The organism is Prolixibacter sp. DSM 2831 (assembly GCF_056493735.1).
The window spans coordinates 3,791,984-3,808,146 of record NZ_CM151379.1 but is presented as its reverse complement, the minus strand read 5'-3'; the positions used below and the strand labels follow the sequence as shown (position 1 = coordinate 3,808,146).

General features: G+C 46.1%; 13 protein-coding genes, 6 tRNA genes and 1 other RNA gene. 8 read left to right on the top strand and 12 right to left on the bottom strand.

Features of this window, described 5'->3' with window-relative positions; all coding sequences use genetic code 11:
- Positions 1-19 precede the first annotated feature (19 nt).
- On the bottom strand, positions 20-1,129 hold the full coding sequence (locus AC060N_RS15615) for an acyltransferase family protein (RefSeq protein WP_479524626.1): 1,110 nt from the start codon (positions 1,127-1,129) through the stop codon (positions 20-22).
- Positions 1,130-1,299: 170 nt separating this feature from the next.
- Here AC060N_RS15615 and AC060N_RS15610 point away from each other — a divergent pair, with 170 nt between their 5' ends.
- Complete coding sequence (locus AC060N_RS15610) at positions 1,300-2,082, top strand: NIPSNAP family protein (RefSeq protein WP_479524625.1); 783 nt, start codon at positions 1,300-1,302, stop codon at positions 2,080-2,082.
- A gap of 284 nt (positions 2,083-2,366) precedes the next feature.
- Entirely contained in the window at positions 2,367-3,023 is a 657-nt protein-coding gene (locus tag AC060N_RS15605; protein ID WP_479524624.1) for a PQLLE family protein, read from the top strand.
- A 66-nt stretch (positions 3,024-3,089) separates the two neighbouring features.
- Here AC060N_RS15605 and AC060N_RS15600 read toward each other — a convergent pair whose 3' ends face one another.
- Positions 3,090-3,884: an aminotransferase class IV gene (locus AC060N_RS15600; protein ID WP_479524623.1), complete on the bottom strand. Its 795-nt coding sequence runs from the start codon at positions 3,882-3,884 to the stop codon at positions 3,090-3,092.
- Positions 3,885-3,903: 19 nt separating this feature from the next.
- Here AC060N_RS15600 and AC060N_RS15595 point away from each other — a divergent pair, with 19 nt between their 5' ends.
- The gene (locus tag AC060N_RS15595; RefSeq protein ID WP_479524622.1) at positions 3,904-4,482 is read left to right on the top strand and encodes a hypothetical protein; all 579 of its coding nucleotides are present in this window, start codon (positions 3,904-3,906) and stop codon (positions 4,480-4,482) included.
- Between the two features lie 37 nt (positions 4,483-4,519).
- Here AC060N_RS15595 and AC060N_RS15590 read toward each other — a convergent pair.
- The 7 genes from AC060N_RS15590 to ffs form a co-directional block, all read right to left on the bottom strand.
- Positions 4,520-4,591 (bottom strand) — tRNA-Thr (locus tag AC060N_RS15590).
- A 5-nt stretch (positions 4,592-4,596) separates the two neighbouring features.
- Positions 4,597-4,669, bottom strand: a tRNA-Gly gene (locus AC060N_RS15585).
- Between the two features lie 52 nt (positions 4,670-4,721).
- Positions 4,722-4,794 (bottom strand) — tRNA-Gly (locus AC060N_RS15580).
- An 86-nt stretch (positions 4,795-4,880) separates the two neighbouring features.
- Positions 4,881-4,966: transfer RNA gene (locus tag AC060N_RS15575), tRNA-Tyr, on the bottom strand.
- A gap of 196 nt (positions 4,967-5,162) precedes the next feature.
- Positions 5,163-5,245 (bottom strand) — tRNA-Tyr (locus tag AC060N_RS15570).
- 28 nt (positions 5,246-5,273) lie between these two features.
- Positions 5,274-5,347 (bottom strand) — tRNA-Thr (locus AC060N_RS15565).
- Between the two features lie 7 nt (positions 5,348-5,354).
- Positions 5,355-5,448: signal recognition particle sRNA small type (gene ffs / locus AC060N_RS15560), an RNA gene on the bottom strand.
- Between the two features lie 199 nt (positions 5,449-5,647).
- Between ffs and AC060N_RS15555 the strand changes: the two genes are divergently transcribed.
- On the top strand, positions 5,648-6,199 hold the full coding sequence (locus AC060N_RS15555; RefSeq protein ID WP_479524621.1) for a DUF4199 domain-containing protein: 552 nt from the start codon (positions 5,648-5,650) through the stop codon (positions 6,197-6,199).
- A 22-nt stretch (positions 6,200-6,221) separates the two neighbouring features.
- Positions 6,222-7,184 (top strand): glycosyltransferase family 2 protein, encoded by a 963-nt coding sequence (locus tag AC060N_RS15550; protein ID WP_479524620.1) that lies wholly within the window; start codon positions 6,222-6,224, stop codon positions 7,182-7,184.
- A gap of 48 nt (positions 7,185-7,232) precedes the next feature.
- Here the strand turns inward: AC060N_RS15550 and AC060N_RS15545 are convergent, their stop codons facing one another.
- Genes AC060N_RS15545 through AC060N_RS15535 form a run of 3 tightly spaced genes read right to left on the bottom strand, consistent with a single transcriptional unit; the run spans position 7,233 to position 10,723 of the window.
- A complete protein-coding gene (locus AC060N_RS15545; RefSeq protein ID WP_479524619.1) occupies positions 7,233-8,516 on the bottom strand; it encodes a M16 family metallopeptidase in 1,284 nt (427 codons plus the stop codon).
- A complete protein-coding gene (locus tag AC060N_RS15540; RefSeq protein ID WP_479524618.1) occupies positions 8,513-9,760 on the bottom strand; it encodes a M16 family metallopeptidase in 1,248 nt (415 codons plus the stop codon). Before AC060N_RS15540 ends, AC060N_RS15545 begins: the two co-directional genes overlap by 4 nt.
- Positions 9,761-9,769: 9 nt before the next feature.
- Positions 9,770-10,723, bottom strand: a complete 954-nt coding sequence (locus tag AC060N_RS15535; RefSeq protein WP_479524617.1) for an NAD(P)H-dependent flavin oxidoreductase — start codon at positions 10,721-10,723, stop codon at positions 9,770-9,772.
- A 416-nt stretch (positions 10,724-11,139) separates the two neighbouring features.
- On the opposite strand from AC060N_RS15535, the gene AC060N_RS15530 reads away from it, so the two are divergent.
- The 3 genes from AC060N_RS15530 (at position 11,140) to glyA (ending at position 16,122) form a co-directional block, all read left to right on the top strand.
- Positions 11,140-12,840, top strand: coding sequence for a chloride channel protein (locus AC060N_RS15530; RefSeq protein WP_228491986.1), 1,701 nt, complete (start codon positions 11,140-11,142; stop codon positions 12,838-12,840).
- 75 nt (positions 12,841-12,915) lie between these two features.
- Positions 12,916-14,688 (top strand): chloride channel protein, encoded by a 1,773-nt coding sequence (locus tag AC060N_RS15525; RefSeq protein ID WP_479524616.1) that lies wholly within the window; start codon positions 12,916-12,918, stop codon positions 14,686-14,688.
- Between the two features lie 153 nt (positions 14,689-14,841).
- Positions 14,842-16,122, top strand: coding sequence for a serine hydroxymethyltransferase (gene glyA / locus AC060N_RS15520; protein ID WP_479524615.1), 1,281 nt, complete (start codon positions 14,842-14,844; stop codon positions 16,120-16,122).
- Positions 16,123-16,163: the final 41 nt, after the last annotated feature.

The window sequence follows — 16,163 nt, the reverse complement described above, 5'->3', positions numbered from 1 at the left end:
GGTGGCTTTTTTTATGCTTTTAAATTCGAATGAAAATCTTCTTCCTGTAAAGGAAATAGCAGATATACCAAAGCAGGAACCAAACGATGGAAGCAGTGATGATTTCTGTTGGGACTTTTCCTGTCCAGCTAAAAATGCCGAAGCTGAAAGGTTTGACAATTCCCCAGAGCCATCGCGATCCGCCGGTATTGGTCAGCAAATAGATGAATAACGGGTTCAGTCCCACAATGGCAAAGAAAGCTGGCACCTTTTTATAGCCGAGTACATCGATCATCCAGAAAGAAAGTGCTAAGGCTATGAAACTCCAACCTCCGCTCGCCAGCACAAAGGAACTGGTACAAATTCGCTTAATAATGGGCGTGACCGGGTTAAGTGCGTAGCCAATGACAGCTCCAAGCAGGCCGGCCATCAGTAGTATTTCGATCTTGCTACGGTTACTTCGGTCACTTTTCAGAACCAGACCGGCCAAAACTCCCCACATCGTGTGTGCAGTGGTCGGAACAGCATTGAACGCCACCCAATGACCGCCAGAAAGTTTCCCCATCAGCTGTAAATCCACCCACGAACCGAAATTGTGATCAGGGGTAAAAGGTTGGTCGAATCCGGGTATCCAAAACAATCTGTACAGCAATTCTGAACCGATCAAAAGGAGGAACGTGACGATGATTTGAGTTGGAATCGATTTTCGCATCAGCAGGAATGCGACGAGATAAGTGAACGATAGTTGCGCCAAGACATTCCATAGCTCGAAAGTGATTTTCCCCGGGCCAATGCAGTACAAGGCCCAGCCGAAAAAGAGCAGCAGGAACGAGCGTTTCAAGGCGTGCCGGAAAGTGAGGTTCCAGCTGTCGCCACGCTGCCATCGTTTTCCGAAAGAGAATGGCATGGAAACACCGACGATAAACATAAAAAACGGCTGGATTAAGTCCCAAAACCGCAGGCCATTCCACGGGTGATGGTGCAATTGAGTTCCAATGGCCGAAATAACCGTTCCGTCCAGGGATGGAGCAATCAGATAATGATACAGATGAGTGGATTCGCCGATAAGCAGGAACATGGTGATTCCGCGAAAAAAGTCGATAGCAAAAATGCGATCGGTCTTCAGCGTAGTAGCTGTTTGTCGATTCATGGCAATATGGTTAGTTAGTCAGTTTTCGGTTTCCCGGTAGGCAAAACCTTCCTGAAGATAGATAAAACTCTCATTTTCAAAAAGTGAAAAGCCTGAAAACGAGGCAAAGTTGCTATCCTTCGACAAACTGTGTAAATTGATCTAACAATAACCAACCTAACGAACCTAGCATGAAACGTCGTAACTTTTTTCGCTCCGCCTTGCTGGGAGCTGCAGGTACAGCTCTATCCACAAGCGTTTTTGCAGGAGAAGGAACTTCTCCGTCGCACAAACAGTTTTACGAATTACGGGAGTACGAATTGATTCGCCTCAATAGGCAGGAATTCCTCGACCAATATTTCAGGTATGCACTGATTCCCGCACTAAACCGGGCCGGTGCCGAACCGGTAGGTGTTTTCAGGGAGATGAAAGCGAGGTATCCCGGACGGATGCTGTTGCTAATTCCTTACGAATCCGGCAGAGACTTTTTCAAGGTAAAAGAAGAGTTAGCTAAAAATAAGATCTACCGGAAGGCATCGAAAAAGTACAATGCTCTTTCTGTCGACGATTCTGTTTATACTCGCTATACGACGTATTTGTTGGAAGCCATTTCCGGTTTCCCGGAAATGAAAACTCCTTCCGGCGAACCGAAAGTCTTTGAATTGCGCAATTATCAAAGTTACAGCGAAGATGCTGCGCAAAGAAAGATAGAGATGTTCAACTGCGAAGAATTGGCACTTTTCAACGAGGTGGGACTTTCGCCGTTGTTTTTTGGCAAGGTGCTGGCCGGCGACACCATGCCATCGTTAACCTATATGCTCAGTTTTAACGATATGGAGGAGCGCGACAAGTTATGGAAAGAGTTTGATGAAAGTGAAGCGTGGAAAGCGATGAAAGACAAACCCGAATATGCCAACAGTGTTTCGTACGTTGCCAACCGATATTATGAACCGGTAAGTTATTCTCAAGTGTAGGACATAGCGTTTGTCTGACATGAAAATACAGAGAGGAAGTGCAAAAACTTCCTTTTTTTTGTATCCTTTTTCATCAATATGAGTAAGAATAGAGAACAACAAAAAATGAATTAAGATTCAGTTGGATTGTGCTTGCATACAAACTGAGCGGGAGGAATGCCCATCGGATGTAAAAAAATTGAAACAATTGTTAAGTGCTTAACAGAATGACATATTACGTATGATATATTGCGTAACTTGAAAGCAACAGAAGTTTAAATATCCACCCCATAAAACTTCCCATTATGATTACAAACCGAGACAAAAGAATGGCTACAACACTGGCCAGAATTGAAAATTCTATTTACCGTATTCTGAGTGAACCTGAAATTATGGCCCGTTTGGCAAATTACGGCTATGATTTTGGTGCGATGCATTCAGCACGTAATCTTCTGGAAGAGGTTATTCGGTTAAATCGAGTGCCGGATAATTATGACGGGAAAGAAAGATTGTTACTTGAATCATTTAAAACAGTTAAAAACGATTTTGAGAATTTTTACAACCGGCATCGTCGGTTAGTGCAGGAAATGGATAATGCAGCAGCAAAGGCAATTTGGCGGCGCACGTATCCGGAACATCCTGATTACCAGAAATGGCTTTCGCAGGCTGATATTTTCTATGTTGCCTTACTCGAGAATGACTCAATTAAGGAGGCTTTGTTGAAAGAAAATGTGCCCGAAAGTGAATTGAATCAGGCGCGCAATTTGATTGACATTATGCGCGAGGTATTTAAGGAGTACCGAAAGCAAAAGGGATCTGAGCTAAAAGAGGTGATTGATTTGGAAAAGAAAATCAGTGACCTGGAAGATTGGTACAACCGGTTCGTCGAAATCAACCGGATTGCTTTCGAAGGAGAGCCGCAAACTCTCGAAATACTGGGTATTCCTGTTGCAATGAATTAACACTTGAATTTTTAACCATCATAAGGTTCGTTCCAATCGGGGGCGGACCTTTTTTATGCCGTAAAATCAGGGCATAATTTTGTTCCGGATATAAGAGGCAATTTGATCGTCATATAGGCGGGCAATTCTTCTCACGAGCATATTCACGTGGTCGAACTTGTGGTCATCAACGCGGGAAACGGGCAAAACTTTAACGGATGTTCCGGAAATAAAAACAGCGTCGAATGAATCCAGTTCCGCCAGTTTAACCGGTTCTTCACTTATCAGGATGTCATTTTCGATACATAAGCGAAGTATGACTTTCCGGGTAATGCCGGGCAATACCTGTTGCATGGGCGGGGTGTACAACCGGTTTCTTTTAACGAAAAATACATTGGAACGGCTTCCTTCGGTGATGTAACCTTCATGATTCACCAGCAGCACCTCATAGTATTTTCCTTCCGCAATAATTTCATCCGTTCGCTGACGCAAAACCGGCCGGTAGATTTTTGCATTGGGCAATTCGCGCTGAGCCATTAATGTTCTCAGCCAGACACCTTCCTCATATTCTTTTTCTTTCGGATAACGGTGCGGAATAAAGGTCAATGCAGGCTCCGGCGAGTCTTCTTCCGACTGGACGGTCAACGACAGGCGGATATTCCCTTCCGTTACCTCGCTGTTGCGCAAAAACGACACAACTTTTTCTTCCAGCGCCACCGGACCAGGCAGGTGATGTACGTCGGCCAGCCGGGCCGATTGGTAAAGCCGGTTCAAATGCTCTTCCAGGAAAAGCGGCACTTTCCGGATAACCCGAATTACTTCATAAAGCTCCACGGGATAGTTGGCTGGCGTGGGATGCTCCTCCGAGCGCATTTCCGTCATATTGCTTACATTTATTGAAATGGGAAGTTTAAAAATACATAATTATTTTGATGTTGTGCCTCCGTTTGTTTTCAATCCCCTGAAGCATCACCTCGGTTACATTCGCCGTTTTATTACCGAAGCAATCAGTCTAAAACCGAATGATGGCGAGTTGCAGGAAATCCTTTCGGGAATAGGCGCTCCCATGACTGACATCTATTTTGGCGAATTATCAGTCCAGAAAATATTGGACACCACTTCAACCATGCTGAAAGAGCGGGACGTTATTTCCTTGTCTTCCTACCGGGAATGGTTGAACAACGAAAAGATGTACCGGTTTTTGGAGCTTCCTGATGAATCGAAATGGATATTCCTGGAAGGAAGAAACGAGGAAAGGTATATTCACTTTCATCCGGCAAAATACAGTGAGCTTACGTTCCGTGTACGTGGCTCTACGCTACGCACCGTAATTGCGGTAAAAATAAAAGGTGCTGATCAACCGGAAAACTGGTTCAATGTCTCATTCGTAAATGAGATTCGTTCGTCCCTGCTTAGTTTATCACCGGTGAAGCGCGTGGTCAAAGATCGGGGAATCGGGCGGTTAATGCAGACGATATAAACGAAGAAAGCCCGGTCGGTTGGACCAGGCTTTGGTGAGCCGATGACGAGAATTGAACTCGTGACCTCTTCCTTACCAAGGAAGCGCTCTACCCCTGAGCTACATCGGCAATTGAGCGGGAGACGGGATTCAAACCCGCGACCCTCAGCTTGGAAGGCTGATGCTCTATCAGCTGAGCTACTCCCGCAAAAGTTGTTTTCCGGATGATTTACCCTTCTCTGCTCTATTGGCAGAAATTGAGCGGGAGACGGGATTCAAACCCGCGACCCTCAGCTTGGAAGGCTGATGCTCTATCAGCTGAGCTACTCCCGCGGATACATATTTTACCAGGCTCAAAGCCTGTATCGGGTGTAAATCAGTTGAGAAAAATTCCTTTTATCAACTTCCGGAAAAACAACTGGTGGGGAGAGCAGGATTCGAACCTACGAAGGCATAAGCCAGCAGATTTACAGTCTGCCCCAGTTGGCCACTTTGGTATCTCCCCGTTGCTGTTTCTGTTATTCGCTTCTCCGCATTTTTAGCGGAATGCAAAGCAAATAAATAAAACTATACCGACAAAAAATTTAAGAACATAATGCCGCAAATCGGGCGTAAAAAAAAGCCTTACTTTCACTTCGAAAATAGGCTTACACAAGGCACAAACGTGATGCAATGCTGTCGACTTCGAAACATCACCTGTGTGGGGAGAGCAGGATTCGAACCTACGAAGGCATAAGCCAGCAGATTTACAGTCTGCCCCAGTTGGCCACTTTGGTATCTCCCCAACAAACGTTTAAAGAACTTTTCTTATGAGCCGGATGTCAGATTCGAACTGACGACCCCGAGATTACAAATCACGTGCTCTGGCCAACTGAGCTAATCCGGCAGGTGGGTAAGCGATCTACGTCGCACCGCTACAACCGCCTACCCTTGCTGCCTTCCGACCCTGGGGGAATTCAGCAGGAGCTGGTCGCGTAGGACTTACCCGGCGGCAAAAGTAGAAAAAAAAGTATTCGCACCAAACAAAAACGCGGAGTTGGGGAGCTTTTTTTTTCGGTTGAGAGAATAAGAAATTTATTTTCAGTCCGGTATCGGTTATAATTTTTTAGTGCAACTTTTTGCTGAATGCTGTCGTGTTCGCCCAAAAAGGGTATCTTTGTTTTATGTTTATTGAAAAATCATGATCATGGAAAATCAACGTAAATCGGTATTGGGACCCGCCATGTCCTACGGATTGTATTTAGGACTCGCGTTTATTTTATCGCAGGTGATATTCTACGTAAGTGGAAATCCGTTTTCCAAAGTAGCGAGCTATATTTCTTATGCCCTGCTTTTGGCCGGAATCTCGTGGGGCATGTACCTGTTTCGCCAGAAAAGCGGAGCAGAAGGAATGCCATACGGAAGAGCGCTTGGTTTGGGAACAGCGCAGACATTTTTTGCCTCCATCTTGATGGGGTTCTTTATTTTCATCCTGTATAAATTCATCGATACGGGATTGCTTGATAAGCTGTATATCTATACCGAGCAAACTTATTTGGAACACGGCGTGTCGGAAGATCAGGTTGAAACCATCATGCAAATGGCCAAGAAAATGATGACTCCTGCCATGTTGGCTGTTTCTCAAGTCTTCTCTTTGACCTTATTCGGATTTATCTTTTCTTTGATTCTTGCAATTTTCTTTAAGCGAAATCCGGAAGAACCTTTCGGTGAAGTAGTGGAAGAGGAAGAACAGAATTAAAAAAGAAAGAGCGTTTTACCAGATGGATATATCGGTTGTAGTACCCTTATTTAATGAAGAAGAGTCGCTGCCGGAACTGCACGCGTGGATCACGAGAGTGATGAATGAGCATGGGTTCTCGTTTGAAGTCGTGTACGTGGACGATGGCAGCAACGATGGTTCGTGGAAATGGATTGAACAACAGGCCCGGGAAGATGAACATGCCCGTGGCGTTCGTTTTCGTCGCAACTACGGAAAGTCGGCTGCATTGCATACTGCTTTCGAGGAAGCAAAAGGCGACGTGGTGATTACCATGGATGCCGATTTGCAGGATAGTCCCGACGAAATTCCCGAACTGTACCGGATGATTGTTAAAGATGGCTACGATTTAGTATCGGGTTGGAAGAAGAAGCGTTATGATCCGATTTCCAAAACGCTGCCAAGCAAGTTATATAATTTCACTGCCAGCAAAGTCACCGGCATTAAACTGCACGACTTCAACTGTGGTTTGAAAGCATACCGCGGCAAGGTGGTGAAAAGTATTGAGGTGTACGGCGAAATGCACCGGTACATTCCTTACATCGCGAAGCAAGCTGGTTTTTCACAAATAGGAGAGAAGGTTGTTCAGCACCGCGCCCGGAAATACGGGACAACCAAATTCGGTTTAAGCCGCTTTATCTATGGCTATCTCGATTTGATGTCCATCTATTTCATTTCCCGTTTCGGTAAACGGCCGATGCACTTGTTCGGAACGCTGGGAACCTTCATGTTTGTGATTGGTTTTCTGACCTCATTATGGTTGGGAGCCTACAAGTTGTATTGCGTGGCCAACGGCATTCACGCCGATAAGGTCACCGAGAGTCCCTATTTCTACCTGGCACTTTCCTTCATGCTAATGGGAACACAACTCTTTTTGGCAGGCTTTTTAGGTGAATTAATTTCCCGAAGTGCTGCTGAAAGAAATGTTTATCTCATTGAAACGAGGACCGATGATTTGAAAGAATAGTTGTTCTTATATACAGTAAAAAGAAAAGGGGCTTTAGGGCCCCTTTTTTTATACGTTTCCGGCAATTACCTGCGTCATGTCTTTGGGCGATAGATACTGTTGAGCCAGGTTTTGTATTTCAGCTGGCGTAATATTCCGGATGGTTTCGATAAGCCGTTCGTAATAGCCATAGGTTAACCCGAATTCAAAGATGGTCTCAAAGCTTTGCGCCATGGCAAACGGACCGTCGAATTCGCGAAGCACGCGTCCCATCATGTAGCTGCGGACCATTTCCAGCTCATCTTCCGGAACCAGCTCATTTTGCAACCGCTCCATTTCATGATAAATCTGCATAACAGCATTCGCGGAAACTTCGGTTCCCACCTCAGAAAAAGTCAGGAATATGCCTTGTTTGAGGAATGGAATGGCTGAGGAATGCACCGAATAGGTATATCCTTTGTCTTCCCGAAGATTTTTCATCAGGCGTGAGCCGTAAAAACCACCCAGCAGCGTGACCAACACTTTCAATGCCGGATAATCCGGATGATTCAGTGTGGGCATCAGCCGGCCAATGGCAATAGCGTTTTGCGAAGCTCCCTTTTTATGAATTTCAATCTTTTCGGGATCGGGAAGCTGCAATTTGCTTGTGTCGGGTGCGTAATCTGTTTTTCCACCCCAGGGCGTTCCAAACGATTGTTCCAGCAGTTCCATCGTTTTGTTATCGACATGTCCCGACGCAATGATGCTCATGCGTTCGGAAGTGTAATGATTCCGGTAAAACTCATGTGCATGTTCACGGGTAACCGTGTCGTAATAGTCGTACGATTTGATAGGCGCATACGGATGGTTAGTGCCCATCACCTGGCGTAAAAAGTTACGTTGCGCCGAAATGCCGACGGTCTTGGAATCGACCAGCGCCTTTTGCTTTCGCTTTTGCCGCAGAATCTCAAATTCGTTTTCCGGAAATACTGAATCCCGGAGAATATCGGACACCACCGGAAGTAACGTTGGCAGATGTTTTTTCAGGCTGAGAAACGAAACGTAACTATTGTCATAATAAGGGCTGGCATTGAATTGCGCACCGTAAAAATCGAATGTCTCGGCCAGTTGTGATGCCGTTCGCGAAGAAGTTCCTTCGTGCAGCATCGACGCCGCCATAACACTGTCGAGCTTTCGTTTGTCGTACCAACTACCCGCACGAAACAAGAAGTCGAATTTCACGATCTCCTGCTCGCCACCATGCATCAAGTAAACCGGTGAGCCATTACTCAGCCGGTGCTCTTCGGGTTGCAGAAAATTTATTTTGTCTACCGGAAAAATGTCCGGTTGCTGATTTCTATCGGGCTTTATCATTTTCCTTCTTTCTTCGATAAGTAATTCAGGGTATTCATATTTCCTTCCCGGAAGATTCTTTCGGCAACCCGCTGAATATCGTCGGGCGTAACTTTGCGGTAGTGTTCCACCTGCTCGTTGATTTGAGCCGCATCTCCCAACAATTCGTAGTTGGCAAGCTGCATGGCGTTGTCGAGATACCCAATTTCGTGGTAAAGCATATGAGCTTCCACCTTGTTTTTTACTTTCTCCAGCTCATAATCGAGCGGTTTTTCCTGTACGGTTTTCTGAATTTCTTCCAACACTGCTTTTTTCGCATCGTCAAAAGCGATTCCCGGATTCACTCTTCCTACTACCGTGAAAAGACCGGGGTCGTTTTCTCCCGAAAGGAAAGCGTCCAGTTCATTGAAGAGTTTCTTTTCTTTCACCAGCTTCTGCTGAAAACGTGACGATTTCCCGTTGGAAAGAATATCTGAAAGCAAATCGGCCGCAAAGAAGTCTTCTGCCTGGCGCGAGCCCATGTGGTAACCGATGTAGAATGCATCCATTGGTACGTCCCGTTCCACGGTCAACTCCCTGTTTTCGGTTTGCGTCGGCTCTTCTTCCCGCGGGGGATTCTTCAACTCCCGTGAAGGAATTTCGCTGAACCACTTTTCGGCCAACCCGAAAGCTTTGTCGGGTTCAATGTTGCCGGACAAAACCAAAACCGCATTGTTGGGCGCGTAATGGTTAAAAAAGAACTGCTTCACTTCCTCCAGAGTTGCCTGGGCCACATGGTCGGGTGTGCTGCCAATGGTCGGCCAGCGGTAAGGATGCACCTTGTAAGCCAGATCGCGCATCAGATGCCATACGTCGCCGTAAGGCTGGTTGAGGTAACGCTGGTTGAACTCTTCAATCACCACTTTTTTCTCACGATTTAGAATGGTCTCGTTGAAAGCCGGGCCCAACATCCGGTCAGCCTCAATCCACATCGCTGTTTCGATGTTCTGTGCCGGCAGGGTGATGTAATAATTCGTGAGGTCGACGGTGGTAAAAGCGTTGTTCGAGCCTCCGGCCTGCTGAACCGGCGTGTCGAAATCGGGGACGTGCCGGCTTCCGCCGAAAGTGAGGTGTTCGAACAGATGCGCAAAGCCGGTCCGGTCGGGATATTCGTGTTTCGAGCCCACGTTGTAAGCCACGTTCACAGCAACAAACGGTGTCACCTTATCCTGGTGAACAATGACCTTCAGGCCGTTGGAGAGTGTATGTTTTTCGAATGAAATCATATTCGGATTTTAAAATGGTGAATGTTGCTGAAGCATGGAAAGTGTTTCCCGGTAATCGGTTATCAGTTCTTCCATGATTGTCGAAACCGGCTCAATCTTGTCGATGATGGAAGACACCTGGCCAATTTCCAACTCGCCCTCTTCCATATCACCTTCGAAAATTCCCTTCTTGGAACGTCCTTTCCCCAGAAGCGCCCGTAACGCATCTGCATCGTCGCAACGTTCTTCGGCCTCTGAAACCAACTCGAAGAAGTGATTTTTCATCATCCTAACCGGTGCCAGTTTTTTCAGCATCAGCTTTGTGTCTCCTTCAACAGCATCGACCACGCGTTGTTTAAACATTTGATGGGCCGAAGATTCTTCCGCGACAGCGAAACGCGAACCGATTTGAACGCCCTCGGCACCCAGTGCCATGGCAGCCAGGATCGCGGGGCCGGTCCCAATTCCGCCAGCCGCAATCAACGGAAGTTGAGTTGCCCGCCGCACGGCTGGAATGAGCGTCAGGGTAGTGGTCTCGTCGCGACCGTTGTGACCGCCGGCTTCGAAACCTTCGGCAACTACAGCATCGACCCCGGCTTCTTCCGCTTTGCGGGCAAATTTGGCCGACGATACCACATGAACGACGGTCATGCCATGTTCTTTCAGGAAGGAAGTCCACTTTTTCGGATTTCCCGCGGAGGTAAAAACAATTTTCACGTTTTCACGAACGAGAATGTCCATGACTTTGTCCATTTCCGGATAAAGCAGAGGAACATTCACGGCGAAAGGTTTTGTCGTCGCTTTTTGGGCTTTCCGGATATGTTCTTCCAATGTTTCGGGATGCATGGAGCCGGCTCCGATAATGCCGAGGCCGCCATGATTGCTGACGGCAGTGGCCAATCGCCAGCCGGAACACCAGACCATTCCGGCCTGTATAATGGGATAGTCAATGTGAAAGAGTTCTGATATTCTGTTTTTTGCCATAATTCAGTTGCCTTTAAATGGCAAAGATAGTCTAATCCTGCCACCTTTAAATGTTATGCTCCACACGTTTTAAAAAGAATGTGAGCGGTAAATCCATACGAACGTTTTTTGGGTATGAAAGTTTTTGTTTTCGTAACTTGATCTGTCCAAATTGGATCTGAATAAGGCTGTTTGAAAACGGAAAAAGGAAGTCGAAAGGTTCAGGTTTCCAGATAGTTTTCATCCGCCGGTGTGATTGTCAGTCGGTTGTGTGGATTCTATTGAAATGTTGAACGTATACGTTTTTTCTTAATTTTATGGCGCTTTCAGAAAAGGAAAATATAGAGGAAGATAAAAGCATGTCGTACTTGAATACCCCATTGGCCCGATTTCATAAATGGAGGCTAACTCATATAAAACCGGGAACCTTTATTATCATGCTCAGTATTGTTGTGGGCATTGGTGGTGGTTTTTCAGCAGTAATCATTAAAAATTCGGTTTGGTTCATCGACGGGCTGCTCGATACGTATATTCCTGAAAAGATACATTCCTATTTCAATTTCATATTTCCCATTTTCGGTCTGTCGCTGACGGTTTTTGTTATCAAATATATAGTGAAGCGGCCGGTTCGACACGGAATTCCCAATGTACTTTATTCTCTCTCGCAACGTAACGGGAAAATCAGGCGGCACAACATGTTTTCGTCGATTATCACCAGTTCGCTGACGGTAGGATTTGGTGGTTCAGTAGGACTGGAGGGACCAACTGTAGCGACCGGTGCAGCCATCGGTTCCAATCTGGCCATTCTTTTTCACCTCGAGTACAAGCAGATTATGCTGATGTTGGGATGTGCTTCGGCAGCTGCCATGGCGGCTATCTTTAAAGCACCTATCACGGCCATTGTTTTTGCGGTTGAGGTGATCATGATTGATTTGACCTCTTTTTCGCTGATTCCGTTGCTGGTTTCATCCATCACAGCGGTGGTCACTTCCTATTTCTTCATGGGACAGGATGTACTGTATCCTTTTCAATTTCATGCGACCTTTACGCATGGAGATCTTCCCTGGTATATTGTATTGGGGGTTGTAACCGGCTTGGTTTCCGCCTATTTTTCCAAAGTGTACCGGTTCATCAGCGAATGGTTCGAAGGAATGTCGAACGAATGGAGACGGGTGCTGATTGGTGGTGTGCTACTGGGGCTGATTGTTTTCTTATTCCCCCCGCTTTTCGGTGAAGGATATAATCCCATCAACAGTTGTTTGCAGGGACATTTGGGCTATTTATATGACAATTCACCGTTTGATTTTGTGCGGGGTAACATCTACTCGGTCTTTATTTTCATCCTGTTCCTGATATTGATTAAGATTTTTGCGACCAGTATTACCTTCGGAGCCGGCGGCGTGGGAGGTATCTTTGCACCGACTTTGTTCATGGGAGTGCACACAGGCATGCTGTTTGCGCTTTTCCTCAATACCACGGGAATCCATGTGGTGAATGAGAATACCTTTGCGCTTATCGCGATGGCGGGATTGATTGCCGGAGTGTTGCATGCTCCGTTAACCGGGATATTTCTGATTGCAGAGATAACCGGTGGATACAAGATGTTTGTCCCGCTAATGATTGTTGCCTCGGTGTCGTATCTGACGGTTCGCCTTTTCGTGAAAAACTCGGTATATACCTATCAGCTCGCTCAACGGAAAGAGTTGTTCACGCACGATAAGAACAAAGCGGTTCTGTCGATGATGCGGGTGAACAAGCTCATCGAAACAGATTTCAAGCCGGTGCACGCTGACGCCAGCCTGGGCGATTTGGTGAAGATCATTGAAGTTTCGCACCGAAATATATTTCCTATTGTGGATGACGAGAACAACATGCGCGGTATGTTGAAAATGGATGACGTGCGACACCTGATTTTCCGACCCGATAAATATGACAAGATCAAGGTGAAGGATTTGATGTACATGCCTGAGTTTTACGTGTCGAGCAACGATTCGATGCAGGAGGTGGCCGACAAGTTCCATTCCTGCGGGCGTTACAACCTGGCAGTGATTGACGAAGGTAAGTATGTTGGCTTTATTTCCCGCGCTCGGGTTTTCTCAGCTTACCAGAAAATGTTGCGTCATTTTTCACACGACTAAGTCCGTTTTTTATTAATACAAATATTACCGTAAATTCATGTTGCGTAACATGAATTAAACCTACTTTTGCGCATCATGAAAAGATTAGCTGATATACCGGTTAGTATTCGGGAATGGCGGCTAAAACACTTAAACGAGCAACAATTAACCATTCTGCTTAGTCTGACCGTTGGTTTATTGAGCGGCCTGGCAGCCATTCTTTTAAAAAATGCTATTCATCTCGCCAATCATTATTTGACGAACGATTTTTCTTCTTACGGACAGAGTTACCAATATCTGGCCTATCCGTTTATTGGTATCCTGTTTACCATGCTGTTTGTAAAATACGTGGTGAAGGATGATATCGGGCATGGTGTATCCAAGATTCTGTTTGCTATCTCCAACAAAAAAAGCATTATCCGGGTCCATAACACGTTCACGTCGATGATCGCCAGTATTATCACGATTGGCTTTGGGGGTTCGGTGGGAGCTGAGGCGCCGGTTGTCCTGACCGGTTCTTCCATCGGTTCGAACATCGCCAGGATGTTCCGTCTCAACTACCGGATGATGACGTTGATGGTTGGTTGTGGAGCTGCCGGTGCTATTGCCGGGATTTTTAAGGCACCGCTGGCCGGATTACTGTTCGCTATCGAAGTGTTGATGCTCGACCTGACGATGTCGTCATTGATTCCGTTATTGATATCAGCTGTTACTTCAGCAACCCTGACTTTTTTCTTTATGGGCCAGGGATATCACTTCACCTTTAAGCTCGTCGAATCTTTTGATATTGCAAACGTACCGTGGTATATTTTGCTGGGCGTTTTCACCGGTTTTATTTCGTTGCTCTTTACCCGGGGAACGATGTACATCGAGGGGAAATTCCACAAGATTCAAAATCCGCTGATGAAAGTGTTGATTGGCGGCGGTATCCTGGGAATTCTGGTTTTCCTGTTTCCTTCCCTTTGGGGTGAAGGTTATTTTTCCATCGATGCCATTCTGAATGAGCATAGTGCTGAGCTTCTGAAAAACTCCATTTTTGTTGGATTGCAGAATGATCACGTTTTATTTCTGGTGATCATTGCTGTGATATTGGTGATGAAAGTCGTTGCTTCGGCTGCTACAACAGGAGCCGGCGGAATTGGCGGAATTTTCGCACCGACGTTGTTTATGGGAGGAATGGCTGGTTTTCTGTTGGCGCAGTTGTTACTCTTCGGAAATATCTCAGTTCCGGCGCGTAATTTTGCGTTGGTTGGTATGGCCGGTGCCATGGCGGGAGTCATGCACGCTCCAATGACGGCTATTTTTCTTATTGCTGAAATTACCGGGGGCTTCAGTTTGTTCGTCCCGCTAATGATTACGAGCGCTGTCTCGTATTTGACTATTATGCCATTCGAGCAGCACTCCATTTATCATATCCGTCTGGCGCAGCGAGGAGAACTGATTACACACGACAAGGACAAAGCAATTCTGACATTGTTGAAACTTAGAAACGTTATCGAAACAGATTTGCAAACCGTATCGGTAGATGCCAACTTAGGTGAGCTGGTGAAGGTCATTTCCAAATCGAATCGTAATATTTTCCCGGTAGTAGATAAAAATAACCGGTTCGAAGGTATTGTCCTGCTGGATGACATACGGGAGATCATGTTCAATAACGAAATGTATGATAAGACATTTGTGACGGATGTGATGACGACACCACCGGCAACCGTTTCGAAAGATGAGAAGATGGAAAGCGTAATGAAAAAGTTCCATGAAACAGGTGCATGGAACCTGCCGGTTTTGGAAGATGGGAAATACGTTGGTTTTATCTCGAAAGCTACCATTTTTAATGCCTACCGTAATGTGCTCGTTCACTTTTCGGAATAATCAACGATAAAAGCTATTATAGAACATAACGTTGCCCGGAAAATCATGAGATTATCCATAGTTTAAATTTGCATTTCGTATCATCTTGGCGCAACCGAAAAAGGGACGAAAAATTGTACCTTTGGGCAACACAAAACAGATTAAATTTTTACCATGAAAAAAGATACCCAGGTTTTTGAAATCATCGAAAAAGAGAACCAGCGACAGCGGAACGGAATTGAATTGATTGCTTCGGAGAACTTTGTTTCGGAGGAGGTAATGGAAGCTATGGGCTCGTGCCTGACCAACAAATATGCCGAAGGTTATCCCGGACACCGTTATTACGGCGGTTGTCAGCATGTTGACGAAGTGGAGCAACTGGCCATCGACCGGATTAAAGAGCTGTTTGATGCTGAATATGCCAACGTTCAACCGCACTCAGGCGCACAGGCCAATATGGCGGTTTTGATGACGGTTCTGAAACCTGGCGATACATTCATGGGACTCGATTTGGCACACGGCGGCCACCTTTCTCACGGTTCGCCTGTGAACTCTTCCGGTCTGCTTTACAATCCGATTGCCTACAAAGTGAAGGAAGACACCGGTATGGTAGATTACGACCAGATGGAAGAGTTGGCGCTGCAAGAAAAACCGAAATTGATTATCGGTGGTGCTTCGGCTTACTCACGTGAGTGGGATTACAAACGGATGCGCGAAATTGCCGACAAGATTGGCGCGATTTACATGGTGGACATGGCACACCCGGCTGGATTGATTGCTGCCGGACTGTTGGATAATCCGCTAAAATATGCACACATTGTTACTTCAACGACGCATAAAACCCTGCGTGGCCCGCGTGGTGGTATCATCCTGATGGGAAAAGATTTTGAAAATCCATGGGGTATTACCACGAAGAAAGGCGAAGTGCGGATGATGTCGGCGTTGCTTAATTCAGCTGTATTCCCGGGCATTCAGGGAGGACCGTTGGAGCACGTTATTGCAGCGAAAGCCGTTTCGTTTGGCGAAGCACTGAAACCGGAATATAAAGAGTACCAGGGGCAGGTGCAGAAAAACGCCAAAGTGATGGCTCAGGCATTCATCGACAAAGGCTACAAAGTGATTTCCGGTGGAACCGATAACCACTCGATGCTGATTGACCTGCGGACCAAATTCCCGGAGATTACCGGTAAGAAAGTCGAAAATACATTGGTACTTGCCGACATTACCATCAATAAAAACATGGTGCCGTTCGACAGCCGTTCTCCTTTCCAGACTTCCGGTTTGCGTGTGGGAACTCCTGCTGTTACCACACGTGGTTTGAAAGAGGAGCATATGCCGTTGATCGTTGACCTGATTGATGAAGTGATCAGCAACATCGATGACGAAGCGACCATTACACGCGTTCGCGGAAAAGTGAATGAGATGATGAAAGACTTCCCGATTTTCGCCTGGTAAACGGGGACTTAAAATATTTTTTCGAAATTAGGGGCTGATTT

What these genes read in the sequence shown, in the direction of transcription:
- AC060N_RS15615 (WP_479524626.1), bottom strand. Translation starts at nt 1,129, where the DNA reads ATGAATCGACAAACAGCTACTACGCTGAAGACCGATCGCATTTTTGCT.
- AC060N_RS15610 (WP_479524625.1), top strand. Translation starts at nt 1,300, where the DNA reads ATGAAACGTCGTAACTTTTTTCGCTCCGCCTTGCTGGGAGCTGCAGGT.
- AC060N_RS15605 (WP_479524624.1), top strand. Translation starts at nt 2,367, where the DNA reads ATGATTACAAACCGAGACAAAAGAATGGCTACAACACTGGCCAGAATT.
- AC060N_RS15600 (WP_479524623.1), bottom strand. Translation starts at nt 3,884, where the DNA reads ATGACGGAAATGCGCTCGGAGGAGCATCCCACGCCAGCCAACTATCCC.
- AC060N_RS15595 (WP_479524622.1), top strand. Translation starts at nt 3,904, where the DNA reads ATGGGAAGTTTAAAAATACATAATTATTTTGATGTTGTGCCTCCGTTT.
- AC060N_RS15555 (WP_479524621.1), top strand. Translation starts at nt 5,648, where the DNA reads ATGGAAAATCAACGTAAATCGGTATTGGGACCCGCCATGTCCTACGGA.
- AC060N_RS15550 (WP_479524620.1), top strand. Translation starts at nt 6,222, where the DNA reads ATGGATATATCGGTTGTAGTACCCTTATTTAATGAAGAAGAGTCGCTG.
- AC060N_RS15545 (WP_479524619.1), bottom strand. Translation starts at nt 8,516, where the DNA reads ATGATAAAGCCCGATAGAAATCAGCAACCGGACATTTTTCCGGTAGAC.
- AC060N_RS15540 (WP_479524618.1), bottom strand. Translation starts at nt 9,760, where the DNA reads ATGATTTCATTCGAAAAACATACACTCTCCAACGGCCTGAAGGTCATT.
- AC060N_RS15535 (WP_479524617.1), bottom strand. Translation starts at nt 10,723, where the DNA reads ATGGCAAAAAACAGAATATCAGAACTCTTTCACATTGACTATCCCATT.
- AC060N_RS15530 (WP_228491986.1), top strand. Translation starts at nt 11,140, where the DNA reads ATGCTCAGTATTGTTGTGGGCATTGGTGGTGGTTTTTCAGCAGTAATC.
- AC060N_RS15525 (WP_479524616.1), top strand. Translation starts at nt 12,916, where the DNA reads ATGAAAAGATTAGCTGATATACCGGTTAGTATTCGGGAATGGCGGCTA.
- glyA (WP_479524615.1), top strand. Translation starts at nt 14,842, where the DNA reads ATGAAAAAAGATACCCAGGTTTTTGAAATCATCGAAAAAGAGAACCAG.